Raw genomic sequence first — 16672 nt, forward strand, 5'->3', positions numbered from 1 at the left:
TCCTGTTCAAAACTAAAATGCGTGGTGGAAAAACTCAGTGTAAATTGACCGCGTCGTTAATGTAGAGCGAGGTCAAAAGCGCGAAAACATAAGCCTGAATGGCGCACACGAGCAGCTCAAGCAGGGTGATGCCGATCATCAGAATGAACGACGGTATGCTGACCACCAGCGGCACCCATGCGGCCTGTGCGTTCAAACCGTTGATGACGAAACCGGCGAGCACCTTCATCAACACATGTCCGGCGGTCATTGCCACGAACAAACGAAGTGCGAGGCTGAAAGGACGGATCAGGAAAGAGAAAAGCTCGATCAGCGGGATCAACCACAACAGCCACCAAGGCGTACCGTGCGGGACGAAGAGGCTGAAGAAATGGAGACCATGGCGCCAGAAGCCGACGACCAATACCGTGCCGAAGCTGAGCACTGCCAGTACGGCCGTGACGGTCAGGTGGCTGGTTACCGTGAAGGGATGGACGCCGGGCACGATACCGAATGGCATCATGCCCATAAAATTCGCCATGAGGATGAACATGAACAGCGAGAACACCAAAGGCACATATTTCTTGCCTTCGGGGCCGACGCTTGAGGTCACCATATTGTTGACAAAACCGGTCACGCCTTCGACCGCCATTTGCCAGCGACCGGGAACCAGATCGCGCTTCATTCCGCCCCACATGAAGAGCCAGAGAGCGCCGAGCACAATCAGCATGAACAACGAAGAGTTGGTGAAGGAGACGTCATAACCGCCAATATTGAGCGGCGCGAGCGGCTCAATCTGGAACTGGTGCATCGGATCGATTTTGCCGCTTTCGCCTGCCACGTTCACTACCCTGTATATGCGCGTCAAGCGCCCGGGCTATTCCGGACGCTCGTTGGAGATCTTTATGATATTCCTGAAGGCGACTGCGATGCCCAAAAACATGCAGACCAACAGAAGCGCAGGGGAAGTGTCGAAGAGGCGGTCAAACAACCAGCCCACTAAAGCACCACCTGCAGGACCTGCGATCAATTCGGTTAGAACCCTGTTCCCTTGCCGCATTCCTTTGGCCGGAACCTGATCCTTACCCGAACGAACCGCTTCGGCTTTCCGCGCCGCTTTCAGCTGCATGTCTAACGAATCGAGCCGAGCGTCACTTTTACCGTTGCCATCCTGCCCGGAGTTGTTCGATGCCATGTGATTCCTACCTTTTTACGAAGAGAAACCGCCACGAAATCGGGGCAACCCCGCCTAGGCACGGGCGCTTTAGGAGAGGGCACCCGACAAGTCAACAGCCGCGCCGCAAGATTGTCGCAGCGCAAAAGAAAAGAGCCGCGCCATTTGTGGCACGGCCCTGTTTCGTCTGTCCGCGTTCCTTATGATCAAGGGCAGCGCGAGTCCAATTCCGGCTTTCCGGCGTCGCGTGTTTTCCATTGTCCGCCGGGGGTCTGGTATTTTTCACCCGCCACGGTGCGTTCGGCGATCAACCGGCATCCGCTTCGCAGCGCCATTTCCTCAACCGTCGCGCCATTGGCCAGTGCTTCCTTGGAATAGGCCGCCTTGCGCTTGATGTTGATGTCATCGACCAACGCCTTGATGGCAGGTGATGGCGGGGTTACAAAACCCAGATAGCCATCGGCCTTTTCACCGACCAGCCCGCTTTCGCGTGCACCTTGATAGGCCGGATCACGTCCTGCCTGATATGCGATCGCACCCGATGCTGCGGCCCCTAACGCCAATGCGGCAATGACCATTTCAACTGACTTTTTCATCAAAATATCTCCGGATTCTCTTCAATCACCTTTTCAGACGCCGCAGCCAGCTTGTACAAAATTTCTTGCCTTATTGCGATGTTCAAGTTGATCACGATCGGTTTGTCAGGTGCCGTGACTTGCACACATCCTGACAAAACAGACACCATGACCGGTGTTAAAATGAGTATCACTTTCCCCATGTTACGGCGAATCGCACTATCCATGCAGTTCGTCAATTGCCGTTGGTTATGCCTCATTGCCGCTTTCCCTTTGCTGAATGGTTCATTCATCCTTTTGTTCATCTTTCCTGGTCGACAACTGTTCGGGCGGGATTGGAGCTTCACCCTTTTGTTGATCGATCAAAAACTTCAAATCACGCTCGGCTGCATAGCTCGGATCATAAAGGCCCCGGATCGAGCCGATGAGTTTCAGAAACTCCGCCTTCACACTCACATTGAATTTAATGGGTATCCGCGCCAATTGCTTTGTTATGAAATTCTGTTTCGCGCCGCTGCCCTGTTGAAGGCCGGTAAAGCTGATGTCGGTCACAATTTCACCGTCCAGATCGCCGCCCACGCCAATCGTGAGCGAGGTATAGCGGATCGAACGCAATGCGTTGAAAGCGAAATTGGCAAACGTGCCCATGTCCTTATAGGCCAGTTCGCCAAGATAGCTCACTTCGCCCCCGCCCGGACGTGAGATCAAAGCACCGCCAACAATCCGGCCGCCGTCCTGATTGAAAATCATCGGCAAGGTTCCATCAAAAACACCCGTTACACGCAAATTCTGAAAGTCATAACCGGCCAGGAATTTTTCAGCATCAACACCCACAACACGGAAAGTCAGCCGCCTTTCCTTTTCGACCCCGAAATCCAATATTGTCGGCTCCAATATAAGCTCGCCGCCGGCAAATGGCCAACGGCCTGATTCAATGCGGACCTGCTGATCGGGCAACAATTGATAGCGAACCGTCCCGTTCAACGCGGGAATACCAGGATTGACCGATGCTATTGTCGCAATCTGTGCCAGTCCGGTTTCAAGCCCGAGAAGGTCTGTGAACACCATTTGGGTCGTAAGGCCGTCCACCGGGCCGAAGGCAGCGGCCAAATTCATGCCATCGGTCGAGACATTGCCACTGCTTCGCACGCCCTGGCTGTCCCATTCAATCCGCCCGTCACCCGAAACTATGCCATCGACATTGGCAAAAACACCCAAGACCAGCGGTGTCAGCAAATTTGGCTGGAACCGCTCGTCAAACCGTAAGTTATCCACCGCCAAAAGGGCGCGGCCGTTGCTGTTCCCAAGATCATGCCGGATATCCAGACCGGCAATGCGGGTGCTGGTTTCTGGTTCCACCAGATTGCCGATCGCACGGATGATGTTGTTTTCCAGCGTCAGCATCATATCCGGGACGCGCATCGGCTCGAAACGGTCGACCTGTTCGGCATCAAGGACTTTCAGGCCGCTGTCCAAAGTCAGGACATTGTTCAAATACCGCCAGTTACCCGCCGCTTCATCAATCAACAAAGGTACTGCGCCAATCTTGCCGGCACCGCCGGTAAGCGTGCCGCTTATCCCTTCGGAATCAAAGCGCCCGGTGAGCGCGGCCAGAGCGAATTTTGTGAAATTGTCGGCCTGACCAATTTCGAGCGCGACGTCACGCGCGACGAACCCTTCGGCCAGGCTGAAGCGGATCGAGGCACTTTGCACCATAAGCGGTGCGTCACCCAGACTGCCGCTCGCCTTGAAATTTGCCATTTGCGCTGCAAATCGCGTTACACCATTGCCGGTCGCCAGCATCGCCTTTCCCGCATCGGGACAGAGCCGCAACTCCTGTCCGCGCAGTGCGAAATTGGCAATCCGAAGCGAATCGAAACGTACCGACTGGCACCGGTCATACAACGAAAAGACCTTGCCATCATAACGCCCCGAAAGCGGCAGGTTCAGACCATTGACCCGTCCGCCCGGAATTGGCCCCGACAGCAATGCGCGTCCATCAAAACGCCAATTGCCATAAGGTTTTCCATAGAAGGCCAGCCCGGGAACGGCGAGCCGCGCCTGACCATTTGCATAAGGCGCAATGACGAGATTGCCGCTCCATTGGTCACCGGCAGATTGACGCAGAGACAATGTCGCGCTCGGCAATGCCCGCCCGCTGAGTGCCAGATTAACCGGCGCGCCGATGCGCCAACCTGCGGCAGAAGACTGGACACTAAGCGGGCTGTTTTGCCGGATTTGAACGCCCGACGCGCTTTTCAACAGAAAAGACGCAACATTTGCCCCCATGCGCCCCTGAAAATCGCGAAACATATCGAAATCCAGATTGGCATCAAAGCGATCCCCTGTCCTTTCAAGCGCAGGAGCCATCTGCGCCATCAATGGTCCCACCGGCATAGTGCGCGTTCCTGCGACAAGTGCCTGAATGCTGCCCAAGGACCCGCGATCCAACGCCCCCCCTTTGAAGCCCAAATCCCCGCGTGCAGACAGCGCGAATTCCGCATTTTTGACGCCTGCATAGCCTTTCGCATTCAAGGAGAGACGCGGAACCGTCAGCGGTGCAGAGCGCAGGGCGGCAGAGTCCAAAGCGAGCGCAAAATTCGTCCGGCTCAAACCTCCATCAACCGACAGACGCCCTGATGCTGCTTTTAACAGCATGTTGCGATAGCGGACTTCCCGCGCCGCAAAGCTGGTAGTGCCGACCCATTTGTTCAACGCTTCCGACAATTTGACATCCACATCGAATGCAGGCGCCGATATTGCCAGCCCAAGCGGGTTGCATGATATGGACGCGGCCGACAATGGGCCGACAAGATGCGGCTGTCGCCATTCCAGCAACAATTTCCCATCAAATTTCACCAAAGGTGCGGCGCAGCCGCTTGCGACAATTGCCGATGACCGAAGCGCAAGGTCGGCCACGAACCGGTTGCGAAGCAGGCCTTTGCCATTAAGCGCAGCCGCAATTTTCCCCCAAGGCGTCTCAATCAGCGCTGTTGCGTCTTTGATCTCCAACCCGATGTCGGGCCATTCGAACGGCTCGGTGGATTCAGGGTCTGCAAATTTGTCGAGTTCGCCAAATGTCAGCTTGCCGTTGATATAACGCCCATGCAACCTCACGCCCTGCGCGCGCACATCGCGCAGGCTGGCCCCTGAAAAATTAAGCGCCACGTCGACTTCAACCTGTTTCGCGGTCAAATCGGGATTAGCGGGATCGCCGATGACGAGATTGCGGATTCGCTGGGTGCGAAACCCTATTTGGTCGATCTGGTAGGTCGCACGAACATCTCGGCTTTCCAGCGCGCTCTGCACAAAACGGTCTGCGATGCTGTTCCGCTGTCCCCATGCGATCAACAGCAGCGACACGAACAGCAATGCAACAGCGGCAAAAATAATCCGCTTCCATCGCCGGCCACGAAATGGTTCGGGCGCGCTAACTTGTGGCAAATCCGTGTCGGCAGCATCCTGCATCAGGGCCAGATGCGGGAAAGGACTTGGCGTTGCAATGCCATTTGCGTCGAGTGGCTTGATTGAGCCAAAAAAATCTTGGAAAAGGCGATGTATCGCAAAAGGATAGCCGAGATGGATGCCGCCCAAGGAAATGACACACATCATGGCGCCGGCCATCGTGCGCGATTACGGACCCGCTTGCTCGAACAGGGTGGCGATTCACTTCACGACCATGAATTGATCGAATATCTGCTCGCATTGGCGATCCCGCGTAAAGATACCAAGCCATTGGCCAAGCAGCTGATTGCCCAATATGGCGGCTTTTCCGCGCTGCTGACCGCCGATGCAGAGAGCATTGCCCGGCAACCGGGCATGGGCGACACCAGCACGGCGGCACTTAAGATAGTTCAGGCAGCGGCCCTGCGTTTGTTAAACGAACCTGTGCGCGCGCAACCCGTGCTGGCATCATGGCAGTCCTTGCTGGATTATTTACGCGCCGATATGGCCCATCTGACGATCGAACGGGTGCGAACACTTTACCTCAATAGCAAAAATATGCTGATCCGCGATGAAGTGACGAGCGAAGGCTCAGTCGACCAAGCCGCGATTTACACCCGCGAAGTCATTCGGCGCGCGATGGATCTTGGCGCCACCGCACTCATTCTCGTCCACAACCATCCCAGCGGAGACAGTGCGCCCAGCCGCCAGGACATCGCCCAGACAAGGGACATTATTAACGCCGCCAAAGGCTTTGGCATTTCGGTTCACGATCATATCATCATCGGCAAGGACGGTTTTTCCAGTATGCGGAGCGCCGGGCTCATTTAGCGGGTGGCCAAAACTGTGCGGGTGCAGCATAACCGGCCCATGCATTCTCCCCTCCCCCTAAAAACACCGATTGGTGACAAAGAACTCACGGTCATGATGGCGTCGTTAATGGCGCTCAATGCCCTTGCCATCGATTCCATGCTGCCCGCATTTCCGGCCATTGTCGGCAATCTCAGCCTCGCTGAACCCAATAGCATCCAATATATTATCTCGATTTTTCTGCTGGGCACTGGCGTCGGGGCGTTGGTTCACGGACCTTTGTCCGACCGCTATGGCCGCAAACCCATTTTGTTGATCGCCACGGTTGGCGCCGCCCTTTTTTCCCTGGCGTGCAGTCTTTCGACAAGTTTCGAAATGTTGCTGGCGATGCGTTTCTGTCACGGATTGATGGCTGCGGCGATGGGGGTTCTGGTCGTATCGGTCATCCGTGACAAATTTGAAGGCGACGCGATGGCCCGGCGGATGTCGACGATTTTCCTGATCTTCATGATCGTGCCGATCATCGCCCCGACCATCGGGCAATTCGTGCTGCTATTCGCCGGTTGGCGCACGATTTTCGATCTGATGGCTTTCATGGCACTGGCCGCCGCCATTTGGGTCTATTATCGATTACCCGAAACGCTGCATCCTGAAAATGTCATCATGATCGAACCCCATGCGCTGGCCAAGGCATGGAAAAAGGTACTGATCCACCGCAATGCCGCAGGCTATATGCTGGGCGCTGGCATCGTTCAGGGGGCGCTGTTCGGCTATCTGAACAGCTCCCCGCAATTATTTGACGAAGTGTTCAACGCGGCGGATTTTTTCACGATCGGTTTTGCTATTGTCGCACTGGGAATCGCCGCGTCCAATTTCACAAACTCTAAAATTGTCGAAAGATTTGGCGCGCGTCGTGTTTCGCAAACCGCGTTGATTAGTTTCATCATCCTCGGGTCGCTTCAGGTGGCGGCCGCCGAATTTGCACCGACGTCGCTGCCCCTGTTTCTGATTTTGCTGACTGCCAATATGGCAATGGTCGGTTTTATCGGATCCAATTTTTCGTCAATAGCAATGACGCCCTTCGGCGATGTTGCAGGGGCCGCATCGTCGTTCCAATCCTTTGTCAAAACGATATTGGCCGCCGGAATTGGCGCGGCCATCGGGCAGCAATTCAATGGCTCCGTCCTGCCCGTTGCTGCCGGGTTTGTCTTGTGCGGCCTGATCGCGCTGGGCCTTGTTCTGTGGTGCGAACATGGCAAATTGTTCACCCGCCCCGGCACTGCGCCAAAGATCCCCAATAATCCGCGCGGGTAACGATTGGGCCCTGGGCCATCGTTGGTAACCGAGCACCGTCGTGGATACATAAGCCTCGTCACCGGAGCACAAGCACCGTCACCCTGAAAACACCCCCTACACCGTCACCCTGAACTTGTTTCAGGGTCTTAGTCCTTGGACGTTGAAAACTAAGACCCTGAAACAAGTTCAGGGTGACGGTGTGGTGTTAACTCAGGGTGACGGCGAGGTGTTACGGTGGGGTGTTACGGTGGGGTGTTACGGTGGGGTGTTAACTCAGGGTGACATTATGCAAAAACAAAAAAGGGAGGCCGAAGCCCCCCTTTTCTTTTGACTGGCAGACAAGCCCTTAATTGTCGTGCACAGGGCCCGGGAACTCGCCCATGTCGGGCGCATCGTCCATCATCTGGTCATGCTGCAGGTTCGAATTCCGCATGCCATAGATGAAATAGAGCGCAATCGCACCGATCAGAAAGTAGATGAAGAACACCAGCACATTATAAGGAACGGTCGTGATCAGATAGAGGCACGACAGGATCCCCAGTGCAGGTGTGATCGGGTAAAAGGGTACCGAGAAGCCGCGTGGCAGATCAGGTGCTGCACGACGCAGATAGATGACCGACAGGCACACAATGGCGAAGGCCGCCAAAGTCCCCACCGAGGTCATGTCGCCCAGTACATTGATGTCGAAAAATCCAGCCGCAACGGCTGTAATCGTGCCGACGAGCATCGTGTTGATATAGGGTGTGTGGAACTTTGGATGCACCCGCGAGAAAATCTTGGGCAGCAAACCGTCACGCGCCATGGTGTAGAAAATACGCGTCTGGGCATACATCAGAACCAGCACAACCGACGTCAAGCCGATGATAGCACCGACCTTGATCGTCTTTGCGAGCCAAGCCCATTGCGGACCAAAGCTGTCGACAACAACAGCCACCGGATCCGGCACGTTCAGCGACGCATAGGGAACCAGCAAGGTCATGATGGCAGCAACAAGCATATAGATGACCGTGCAGACTATCAGTGACCCGATGATACCAAAGGGCATGTCACGTTTCGGGTCCTTGGCCTCCTGACCCGCAGTCGATACGGCTTCAAAACCGATATAGGCGAAGAACACGATCGATGCCGCACGCATGATGCCTTCGACACCGAATTCGCCGTCACCGGTGTTTTCAGGAATGAACGGCGTCCAGTTGGTCGCGATATATTCGTTAAGGTTCGACAGAACGATAAAGCCGCCAACAAGAATGAAGGCCGCCAAAACGCTGACCTTGATGGCCACGATGATATTATTGACCTTCGCCGATTCCGACACGCCCACCATCAACAGCAACGCAAGCGCCATGCAGATAAGGAAGGCAGGAAGGTTGAAGATCGCCGTTACGGTTGCGCCATTGACCAGCACGGGCGCGCCATCACGCATCAACATCTGACCGGTAGGCCCGGTAAGTTGCGCCGGTATAACAAGCCCGAAATCCGCGAGCAAACTGACCACATAGCCGCTCCATCCGACCGCGACCACCGACGCGGCAAGGCCATATTCGAGCAGCAACAAAGCCCCCATGATCCAGGCAACAAATTCGCCCAGCGTGGTGTAGCTATAGGTGTAGGCGGAGCCGGATACCGGCAAAGTCGACGAAAGTTCGGCGTAACACAAGCCTGCAAAAGCGCAGACAAGGCCGGCAACAACAAACGACAGCATGACCGCTGGCCCCGCGTGCAGAGCAGCCGCGCTGCCGGTGCGGACGAAAATGCCTGCCCCGATAATACAGCCAACCCCCAGCAACAGCAGGTTCCATTTGCCCAGCGAACGTTTCAATTCGCTGCTGGCCGTTTCTCTTTGGACTTGCGCGATCGTTTTGCGCGCGAACATGCGCTGCATCACGGTTTGCGGTTTACTCGCCATCTTCTTCTCCCCGAAGGATTGTTATTTAGGGGAAACTAACCGCAAATGCGAAGCGCGCAACTTAATTTCAACGAACAAGCATCGGCCCCAAGGGTTTTCCACCAAAAATGTGGACATGCAGGTGCGGAACTTCCTGATGTGCGTCAAATCCGGTGTTTGCCAAAAGACGATAGCCAGGCTCCACCAGACCCAATTCGCGTGCGACATGCCCTACCGCCCTTGTAAATCCTGCTATTTCCGCATCACTCGCCTTGGCGCTGAAATCATCCCAGCACACATAGGCACCCTTGGGAATGACCAGAACATGGTCGGGTGCCTGCGGATTGATATCGTGAAAGGCCAATGCCCATTCATCTTCATATACCGTCCGGTTGGGAATTTCCCCACGCAGGATTTTGGCGAAGATATTCTGGTCGTCATAGGGCTGTGTCGCATCAATGGGCATAGGTCACTCCGTTCTGCTGGCCTTTTCTGCTATTCCCGATATGCCGTCGCGGCGGTCCAGCTCGGTCAGCACGTCGTCGACCGACACGCCGCCTTCTGCCAAAAGGATCAACAGATGAAATATCAGGTCGGCGGCTTCGGCAGTCAATTGGGCGGCGTCGCCGGATAGCGACGCAATCACCGTTTCCGTCGCTTCTTCCCCGACCTTCTGGGCAATTTTTTCGCGGCCCTTGGCAAATAGAGCGGCGACATAGCTGCTGTCGGCAGACGCGCTGCGGCGTTCGGCAATTACCGTTTCCAGCCTGTTGAGCGTATCGCGCATCATATATCCTTTTGTAACGCAGCCACCATAGCGCGGTCTTCTGCCGGAATTAGCCCTTCGAGTACGCGCCAGAATCCGGTGACGGATTCCTGTCCTGCCGCAGCATAGGCGGTCGCAAGGCTGGTCCGCAACGCTTCGAACAACTGGGCTTCGAAGGTTTTGCCTTCCCCGGTCAGCCGCAAAAGCTTTTGCCGCCTGTCCGCAGACCCGCTGCGCGTCTCGACCAGATTGCGGGCGGACAGATCGTTCAGCACACGCCCAAGCGATTGTTTTGTGATCGCCAATATCTTCAGCAACTCGCTGATTGTCAGGTCCGGTTGCCGCGCAATAAAATAAAGCGCACGGTGATGCGCGCGGCCCAGTCCGTGCTCGGCCAGTCCTTCATCAATCGACCGCGTCAGCCGAGTGTATCCGAAAAACAGCAGCTCCACACCGCGGCGCACCTCATGCTCACGCAAAAAGAGCGGCGAAGCAGCGGGCGTTGCAGGTGCGAGAGATGGGACAGCCATATTGACGTATCTTGGCGCAGCCCATAGGACAGTGCAAGCCCTTAAGGGACGAACACAACAACGTATCGAGAGCAGATATGACCGCTGGCGCATTTCCATTTGAGGCGAACCCGAATCCGGTTGATGCCGCCCGCCGTACAGAACTGCTCGCCGACCCCGGCTTTGGCCGCGTCTTTACCGATCATATGGTCACCATCCGCTATTCCGATAGCAAAGGATGGCATGACGCCAAGGTCGGCCCGCGCGGCCCTTTGACGCTCGATCCGGCCACCGCAGTCCTCCATTATGCCCAGGAAATTTTCGAAGGGCTGAAAGCCTATCGCCTCGCCGATGGCACGATGGCCCTGTTCCGCCCCGAACAAAATGCGCGCCGGTTCCAACGCTCGGCCAAGCGCCTTGCCATGCCGGAATTGCCGGAAGACCTGTTTCTGCAATCCTGCCGCCAACTTGTTGAAGTCGATCAGATTTGGTTTCCGCCGGTTGAGGGCGGATCAATCTATCTGCGCCCCTTCATGATCGCCAGCGAAGTGTTTCTGGGCGTTAAGCCGTCGGCGGAATATCTCTATATGGTCATCGCCTCGGCCGCCGGTAATTATTTCAAGAGCGGCGCGCCCGCCATCAAAATCTGGGTATCGGAACATTATACCCGCGCCGCGCCGGGCGGCACAGGCGCGGCCAAATGTGGCGGCAATTATGCCTCCAGTCTGGTCGCCCAATCGGAAGCCATCCACAACGGATGCGATCAGGTCGTCTTTCTCGACGCGGCGGAACATCGCTGGATCGAAGAATTGGGCGGCATGAACCTGTTCTTCCTCTTTGATGACGGTACACTGATTACACCGCCGACGGACGGCACAATCCTTGAGGGCATCACCCGCGAATCGATCATCATGCTGGCCCGCGAACAGGGATTGAACGTGCGTGAAGAACGCTATGCCATCGACCAATGGCGCGCCGATGCAACCTCAGGCAAGTTGGTTGAGGCTTTCGCCTGCGGTACCGCTGCGGTAGTGACACCTGTCGGCAGTGTGCACAGCCAAAACGGCAGTTTCACCATTGGCGCCGGTGGTCCCGGGCAAATAACCCAGCAATTGCGAGCCAAACTGGTCGATATCCAGCGCGGCACCGCGCCCGATCCACATGGATGGGTGCAGCCGATAATTTGATCGAAAATACCTGCTTTTCAGCAATTGCCATTGCCGAAACTCGCGCTATAAGGCCGCCGCAGCACAGGAGGCGCAAGTCACCTTATTGCGTTAAATGCCAAGATGATGGGGCGTCGCCAAGCGGTAAGGCAGCGGCTTTTGATGCCGCCATTCGCAGGTTCGATCCCTGCCGCCCCAGCCATCTTCGCTTTTTACACCGCTTCACACATTAGCAAGCTTTGTAAATGGTTGTAACAATCGGCAACCCGCACTGGTGCTGATAATGATTACCTTATATTCGACCATCGGAAGGATGAGGGAGCTGACAAACGTTCAGAGATTCTATTCTCTACCGTCACCCTGAACTTGTTTCAGGGTCCATCGTGAGGCTTTGACAAAAGATTGAGACCAAATGTCTCCTTATGTCTTGGCCCTGTTTGCAGGTGCTTCCCGGCTATTGCGGAAGTGAACTGGGAAATGGACCCTGAAACAAGTTCAGGGTGACGGTGAGAGCGAACGTAGCGTGATGCCGGGTTAACTTGTCAATGACGAAAAGAAACTAAAAAAGTGCCATTGGGTAGGGTCAAACATATGCGTGTTGTAATAGCCGACGACGAAACGGATGTCGTTGCATTTCTGAAATCGATTGTGGAAGAAATGGGCCACATCGCCGTTAGCTATGCAGACGGCAATATCTTGGCGCAGGCGCTGATGCGGGAGACTTTCGATCTCGTCATATTGGACTGGAACATTCCGGGGAAAGACGGAATCGCTTTATTGAAATGGATGCAGTCCGCCCTGCCCGACCATCCGCCGGTCATCATGATGACCAACCGTTCGGCAAAAAAGGACATCAGCGATGCCTTGAACGCGGGCGCCGATGATTACATCACCAAGCCGGAAGACCGGTCGGTCGTCGCCGCCCGCATCAACGCCATGTTGCGGCGCAATGCAGGTGCAGGCGCGTTCGATACAGAGGCGGTGTACGGTAAATACCATCTCAACCGGCTGGACCAAAATGTTACGGTGAACGGTCGCAGCATCACCATGACCGCCAAAGAATTTGAACTGGCCGATCTTTTTTTCCGCAACGCCGACCGCACTTTATCGCGCAACTACATCATGGAAACAATCTGGCGCACCAACGCTATACTGGCCACACGCACGCTGGACATGCATATTTCGCGCGTCAGGGCGAAGCTTGATTTGCAACCCGAAAACGGATTTCGGATTTTTACCGTATTCGGCTATGGCTATCGTCTGGAGACCATCGCAACAAGCAATTGACGGGACAATTTATGCGGCCAACCATCAAACGGCTTGCAACAGCTTTTTCTATTTTTCTATTTGGCCTTTGCGGCACCAGTCCCGCCTCAGCGCAGGCGGATGACGGCCCGATCGAATATATCGTCCGCAAGGGCGATACATTGATTTCGCTGGGCCAGCGTTACTTCCTGTCTCCACAAAGCTACAAAATGGTCGCGCAGCAAAACCGGATCGCCAATCCGCATAAAATTCCTGTTGGCAAAAAACTCGCCATTGCGCGACATCTCTTGAAGTTTCGCGCCGCATCTGCAGAGCTTATCGCAGTTCGGGGCCGGGTTACACTGGGCGAAAGCACGGCAATCACCGGGCAGAAGTTGCAGGAAGGGGCTGCGATCGCCACGGGCCCTTCCTCCTTTGCGACCATGATGCTTGACGATGGCTCGCGCGTTTCCTTGCCGTCCAACAGCGCCATTCGTATCCGTCGGCTGCGTACCTATGTTCTGGGCGGTATATTGGACTATGATTTCGATGTGGAACGGGGCGGTGTCCGGTCATCGGTTGTGAAACAGAAATCAACAGATGACCGTTATCGCGTACGGACTCCAAAGGCCGTTTCCGCCGTGCGCGGCACCGATTTCCAATCCCGTTTCGACCCCGAAACCCAAAATGATTTTGCCGAAGTTGTAGAAGGCGCGCTATCGGTTGACGCAGGTGACGCAAATGCGCGCGCACTTCCCGCTGGCAACGGACTGGCGGTAACGGCCGATGGCGGCGTTATCACAGAGGCGCTGCTCGGTCCGCCGGAGATATTGCAGTCGGGCAAATTGCAGTCGGACGACATGGTAAGCTTCGTCGCTGCGCGCGCCATTCCCGTGCGCTACACCATTGCAGCCGATTCCGGATTTATCGAACAGATTGCAGACAGCATCGCGCCAGATGGAAAGGCGCTATTTGCCGGCCTTGCAGATGGCAATTATTTTGGCCGCGCGCGCGCCATTTCGGCAACCGGGATTCAGGGCTTACCTGCGACCTTCACCTTCAAACGCCGCCTGAACAGCATTTCGGGCAGCGCCGGAAAGGAGGATCAGGGCTTTGTCTTTCGCTGGCGTGCCGAAGGTTCGGGTTTGAAACGCTATCATTTCCAATTATTTCGCAACAGCACAGACAGCGTCGCTTTTGTTGATGAAGCGGGGCTGGATGCCACGATGGTGACATTGTCTGATCTGCCGCTGGCCGATTATTTCTGGCGGGTAGGCTCGGTGCAATATGGCGAGGCTGAGGTTGCGATCAGTTGGACCCCGTTGGAGAAAATCGCGGTGTCGAGTCCCTGACCATGACGATATTCTGTCTTTGCGATAACGGCCACGCACGCAGGTGAATTTGCGGCTTCGCCTTGCGGTTGAATGGGTGCTGATCGGGATGTTCGCGACATCCATTCTGGTCGCCGCCCTCCACTGGAAGGGAACTGCATCGTTCGACCATCTGCTCTATGACCAGCTAACGGCTGCCCAAAGACCCGCAGCGGACGGCGATATTTTAATCGTGGCAATCGATGACCCCAGCCTTTTGGCGCTGGGCAAATGGCCATGGGACCGCAAACTGCACGCGCGTCTGATCCGCAAGATCCAGGGAAAGCAGCCACGCGCCATTTTCTTTGACATTCTGCTCAGCGAGCGGAGCGAACCGCAAGCCGACCAAAGTCTGGCGGCGGCAATGGCTTCAGGTCCAGCCCCCCTGTTCATCCCCCTGCATTTCAGCACACCAGGAAACAACGGGCATGATTATGACACGATTTTTCCGGTTCCCGCCTTTGTACAAGCGGCAAGCGGATTGGGTCATGTAAACATTGCGTTCGATGATGACGGCATCGTGCGCCGCACATCGCTGTGTTTTGCGCCCGATCCAGACGGGAAATCCTGGCCGCATCTGATGACCCTGACCGCCAAGGCCGATCGCGCGGACATTACCGGGCCCCGATGCGCTGTGCCGCGGCTCATTCCCTATTCGCACCGTGGCAGCTTTGCCGAAATTTCTTATGCCGATCTATTGGCAGGGGAAGTGCCAGATGCCCTGATCCGAAACAAATTTATCATCATCGGGGCAACGGCTGCGGGAATGGGCGATAATTTCCCGACACCCAATGGTGAAGGCGGGATGCTGTCCGGTGTTGAAATCATGGCCAATGTTCTGGCCGCCACACGTCGTGGCGATTTTATCCGCCCTTTGTCCGATATACCCACATATGCACTCTCTTTGTTACCCATGTGGGTGCTGATGATCATTTTCTTACGTTTTCGTCCGCAATTGGTGCTGACCATTTCATTGGCGACTTTAATCGGCATTTTGGCGGTCAGCATTCTGTTGCTGACAAACCGTATCTGGTTTCCCCCAGGAACGGCGTTGTTGGGCGTGTTGATGGTCTACCCACTGTGGGGCTGGCGCAGGCTGCAGGCGATCAGCACATTCATGGACACCGAACTGCGGTCATTCGACCAAAGCGACGACATGCGGGTATGGCCGATTTCCTATAGTCAGGCGACGGACATTGTCGGCCGGCAAAGCGAAGCCCTTGCCCATGCAATCGATCATATGCGCGACCTGCGACGTTTCGTATCAGACACCCTTGCCGACCTGCCCGACCCGATGTTCGTCACTGATCCCGATGATCGCGTCACCTTGACGAACAAGCTGCTCGATGAACGTCTGGGGGTTGATATATATGGTCGGCTGCTGACCGATGCACTCGATCTGATGGTGGTTGCAGAGCAGCGGCCACAGGTTGACCGATATCTCGGCCAACCGCCTAAGAAGGATCAGGAATTTGTAAGGTTCGTGTCACCTGCCCAACTGACCTTTGTGATGCGCCGGTCAGAAGTACGCAGCGATTCCGGCGATTTGCGCGGTCATATCCATTATCTTACCGACATAACGGCGCTGGCCAAGGCAGAGGTCGATCGCGAAGAGGTGTTGCAATTGCTATCCCACGATATGCGCGCACCGCAATCCACGATCATCGCCCTGCTGGATAGCCCGATCAATGCCGATGCCAAAAAAAGGATTGAACAGAACGCGCGGCGGACGATGCAATTGGCGCAAGACTTTGTCGAAATCGCGCGCATGGGGGAAAGCGATTTTGGCGGCGAAGACGTGCTTCTGGTCGATCTTGTCCGCGAATCAGCGGACAGCTTATGGCCATTGGCGCACGAACGCGGCATCCGCTTTTCATTTCATGACACGAGTGACAGCGCCTTTGTCTGCGCCGAACCTGAAAGCCTGCACCGCGCGATGTGCAACCTGATCGACAATGCAATCAAATTCAGTCCGGATAATGGCGTTATCCGGGTCGAGATATCCCATCATGCCAAGGCCTATGTTGCCGTCACGATTTCGGATCAAGGTTCGGGAATTGATGCGGACATATTGCCAGCGCTATTTTCCCGATTTGCAACGACCAGGCATCAAACGGGCCGCTTTCGGGGCGTTGGGCTAGGCCTTGCGTTTGTGCACGCGGTCATCACCCGCCACAAGGGCAGCGTGACCGCGCAAAATGGGGAGAATGGCGGTGCCCGGTTTACCGTTACCTTACCGGAAGCGAGGGACGAATAAGATCATGAAATTATGGGGTTATGTTGCAGATCTAGGACGCCAGGTTAAACATATCGGACCTTTGCGCTTTAACCAGCCGCGCTAGGTTTTTCGTCAGAAGGAAAAAGAAAAGAAGGAATAATGGGATGCGCTAAAACGTAGAATTGCAGTATTTCTCCTTTTTTTCTTTTTCCTTCTGACGAAAAAATTGCTCGAC

At 55.5% G+C, this 16672-nt stretch carries 15 protein-coding genes and 1 tRNA gene; 7 read left to right on the forward strand and 9 right to left on the reverse strand.

Going from position 1 to position 16672, the window contains the following annotated elements; translation table 11 throughout:
• Positions 1–34: 34 nt before the first annotated feature.
• The 5 genes from EUU23_RS06745 to EUU23_RS06765 form a co-directional block, all read right to left on the reverse strand.
• On the reverse strand, positions 35–790 hold the full coding sequence (locus EUU23_RS06745; protein WP_179956529.1) for a F0F1 ATP synthase subunit A: 756 nt from the start codon (positions 788–790) through the stop codon (positions 35–37).
• 66 nt (positions 791–856) lie between these two features.
• Entirely contained in the window at positions 857–1174 is a 318-nt protein-coding gene (locus EUU23_RS06750; RefSeq protein ID WP_160353278.1) for an AtpZ/AtpI family protein, read from the reverse strand.
• Positions 1175–1359: 185 nt separating this feature from the next.
• Positions 1360–1749, reverse strand: a complete 390-nt coding sequence (locus tag EUU23_RS06755; RefSeq protein ID WP_160353279.1) for a YdbL family probable chaperone protein — start codon at positions 1747–1749, stop codon at positions 1360–1362.
• Positions 1749–1955 (reverse strand): YnbE family lipoprotein, encoded by a 207-nt coding sequence (locus tag EUU23_RS06760; protein ID WP_160353583.1) that lies wholly within the window; start codon positions 1953–1955, stop codon positions 1749–1751. The genes EUU23_RS06755 and EUU23_RS06760 overlap by 1 nt, the downstream gene beginning before the upstream one ends.
• 58 nt (positions 1956–2013) lie before the next feature.
• Positions 2014–5340 (reverse strand): intermembrane phospholipid transport YdbH family protein, encoded by a 3327-nt coding sequence (locus tag EUU23_RS06765; protein ID WP_160353280.1) that lies wholly within the window; start codon positions 5338–5340, stop codon positions 2014–2016.
• On the opposite strand from EUU23_RS06765, the gene radC reads away from it, so the two are divergent.
• Positions 5308–6003 (forward strand): RadC family protein, encoded by a 696-nt coding sequence (radC, locus tag EUU23_RS06770; RefSeq protein ID WP_160353281.1) that lies wholly within the window; start codon positions 5308–5310, stop codon positions 6001–6003. The two genes, EUU23_RS06765 and radC, sit on opposite strands and share 33 nt — an antisense overlap.
• Before the next feature lie 39 nt (positions 6004–6042).
• Complete coding sequence (locus tag EUU23_RS06775; protein WP_160353282.1) at positions 6043–7296, forward strand: multidrug effflux MFS transporter; 1254 nt, start codon at positions 6043–6045, stop codon at positions 7294–7296.
• Between the two features lie 328 nt (positions 7297–7624).
• On the opposite strand, the gene EUU23_RS06780 is transcribed toward EUU23_RS06775, so the two are convergent.
• From EUU23_RS06780 to EUU23_RS06795, 4 genes are all read right to left on the reverse strand, one after another.
• Positions 7625–9184: an amino acid permease gene (locus tag EUU23_RS06780; protein WP_160353283.1), complete on the reverse strand. Its 1560-nt coding sequence runs from the start codon at positions 9182–9184 to the stop codon at positions 7625–7627.
• A 67-nt stretch (positions 9185–9251) separates the two neighbouring features.
• Positions 9252–9629: a histidine triad nucleotide-binding protein gene (locus tag EUU23_RS06785; RefSeq protein ID WP_160353284.1), complete on the reverse strand. Its 378-nt coding sequence runs from the start codon at positions 9627–9629 to the stop codon at positions 9252–9254.
• 3 nt (positions 9630–9632) lie between these two features.
• Complete coding sequence (locus tag EUU23_RS06790; protein ID WP_160353584.1) at positions 9633–9950, reverse strand: phosphoribosyl-ATP diphosphatase; 318 nt, start codon at positions 9948–9950, stop codon at positions 9633–9635.
• Complete coding sequence (locus EUU23_RS06795; protein ID WP_160353285.1) at positions 9950–10459, reverse strand: MarR family winged helix-turn-helix transcriptional regulator; 510 nt, start codon at positions 10457–10459, stop codon at positions 9950–9952. Before EUU23_RS06795 ends, EUU23_RS06790 begins: the two co-directional genes overlap by 1 nt.
• 77 nt (positions 10460–10536) lie before the next feature.
• On the opposite strand from EUU23_RS06795, the gene EUU23_RS06800 reads away from it, so the two are divergent.
• The 5 genes from EUU23_RS06800 (at position 10537) to EUU23_RS06820 (ending at position 16476) form a co-directional block, all read left to right on the forward strand.
• Positions 10537–11625 (forward strand): branched-chain amino acid aminotransferase, encoded by a 1089-nt coding sequence (locus EUU23_RS06800; RefSeq protein ID WP_160353286.1) that lies wholly within the window; start codon positions 10537–10539, stop codon positions 11623–11625.
• A 106-nt stretch (positions 11626–11731) separates the two neighbouring features.
• A tRNA-Gln gene (locus EUU23_RS06805) sits at positions 11732–11806 on the forward strand.
• 389 nt (positions 11807–12195) lie between these two features.
• Positions 12196–12891 (forward strand): response regulator transcription factor, encoded by a 696-nt coding sequence (locus tag EUU23_RS06810; RefSeq protein WP_160353287.1) that lies wholly within the window; start codon positions 12196–12198, stop codon positions 12889–12891.
• 11 nt (positions 12892–12902) lie between these two features.
• A complete protein-coding gene (locus EUU23_RS06815; RefSeq protein ID WP_160353288.1) occupies positions 12903–14201 on the forward strand; it encodes a FecR family protein in 1299 nt (432 codons plus the stop codon).
• Between the two features lie 43 nt (positions 14202–14244).
• On the forward strand, positions 14245–16476 hold the full coding sequence (locus EUU23_RS06820) for a CHASE2 domain-containing protein (protein ID WP_160353289.1): 2232 nt from the start codon (positions 14245–14247) through the stop codon (positions 16474–16476).
• Positions 16477–16672: the final 196 nt, after the last annotated feature.

Origin of the sequence: Sphingorhabdus profundilacus, from assembly GCF_009769755.1 — a bacterium.
GTDB lineage: Bacteria > Pseudomonadota > Alphaproteobacteria > Sphingomonadales > Sphingomonadaceae > Sphingorhabdus_B > Sphingorhabdus_B profundilacus.

Excerpts from the sequence above, each read along its gene's own strand:
- EUU23_RS06745 (WP_179956529.1), bottom strand. The coding sequence starts at position 790 with ATGCACCAGTTCCAGATTGAGCCGCTCGCGCCGCTCAATATTGGCGGT.
- EUU23_RS06750 (WP_160353278.1), bottom strand. The coding sequence starts at position 1,174 with ATGGCATCGAACAACTCCGGGCAGGATGGCAACGGTAAAAGTGACGCT.
- EUU23_RS06755 (WP_160353279.1), bottom strand. The coding sequence starts at position 1,749 with ATGAAAAAGTCAGTTGAAATGGTCATTGCCGCATTGGCGTTAGGGGCC.
- EUU23_RS06760 (WP_160353583.1), bottom strand. The coding sequence starts at position 1,955 with ATGGATAGTGCGATTCGCCGTAACATGGGGAAAGTGATACTCATTTTA.
- radC (WP_160353281.1), top strand. The coding sequence starts at position 5,308 with ATGGATGCCGCCCAAGGAAATGACACACATCATGGCGCCGGCCATCGT.
- EUU23_RS06765 (WP_160353280.1), bottom strand. The coding sequence starts at position 5,340 with ATGATGTGTGTCATTTCCTTGGGCGGCATCCATCTCGGCTATCCTTTT.
- EUU23_RS06775 (WP_160353282.1), top strand. The coding sequence starts at position 6,043 with ATGCATTCTCCCCTCCCCCTAAAAACACCGATTGGTGACAAAGAACTC.
- EUU23_RS06780 (WP_160353283.1), bottom strand. The coding sequence starts at position 9,184 with ATGGCGAGTAAACCGCAAACCGTGATGCAGCGCATGTTCGCGCGCAAA.
- EUU23_RS06785 (WP_160353284.1), bottom strand. The coding sequence starts at position 9,629 with ATGCCCATTGATGCGACACAGCCCTATGACGACCAGAATATCTTCGCC.
- EUU23_RS06790 (WP_160353584.1), bottom strand. The coding sequence starts at position 9,950 with ATGCGCGATACGCTCAACAGGCTGGAAACGGTAATTGCCGAACGCCGC.
- EUU23_RS06795 (WP_160353285.1), bottom strand. The coding sequence starts at position 10,459 with ATGGCTGTCCCATCTCTCGCACCTGCAACGCCCGCTGCTTCGCCGCTC.
- EUU23_RS06800 (WP_160353286.1), top strand. The coding sequence starts at position 10,537 with ATGACCGCTGGCGCATTTCCATTTGAGGCGAACCCGAATCCGGTTGAT.
- EUU23_RS06810 (WP_160353287.1), top strand. The coding sequence starts at position 12,196 with ATGCGTGTTGTAATAGCCGACGACGAAACGGATGTCGTTGCATTTCTG.
- EUU23_RS06815 (WP_160353288.1), top strand. The coding sequence starts at position 12,903 with ATGCGGCCAACCATCAAACGGCTTGCAACAGCTTTTTCTATTTTTCTA.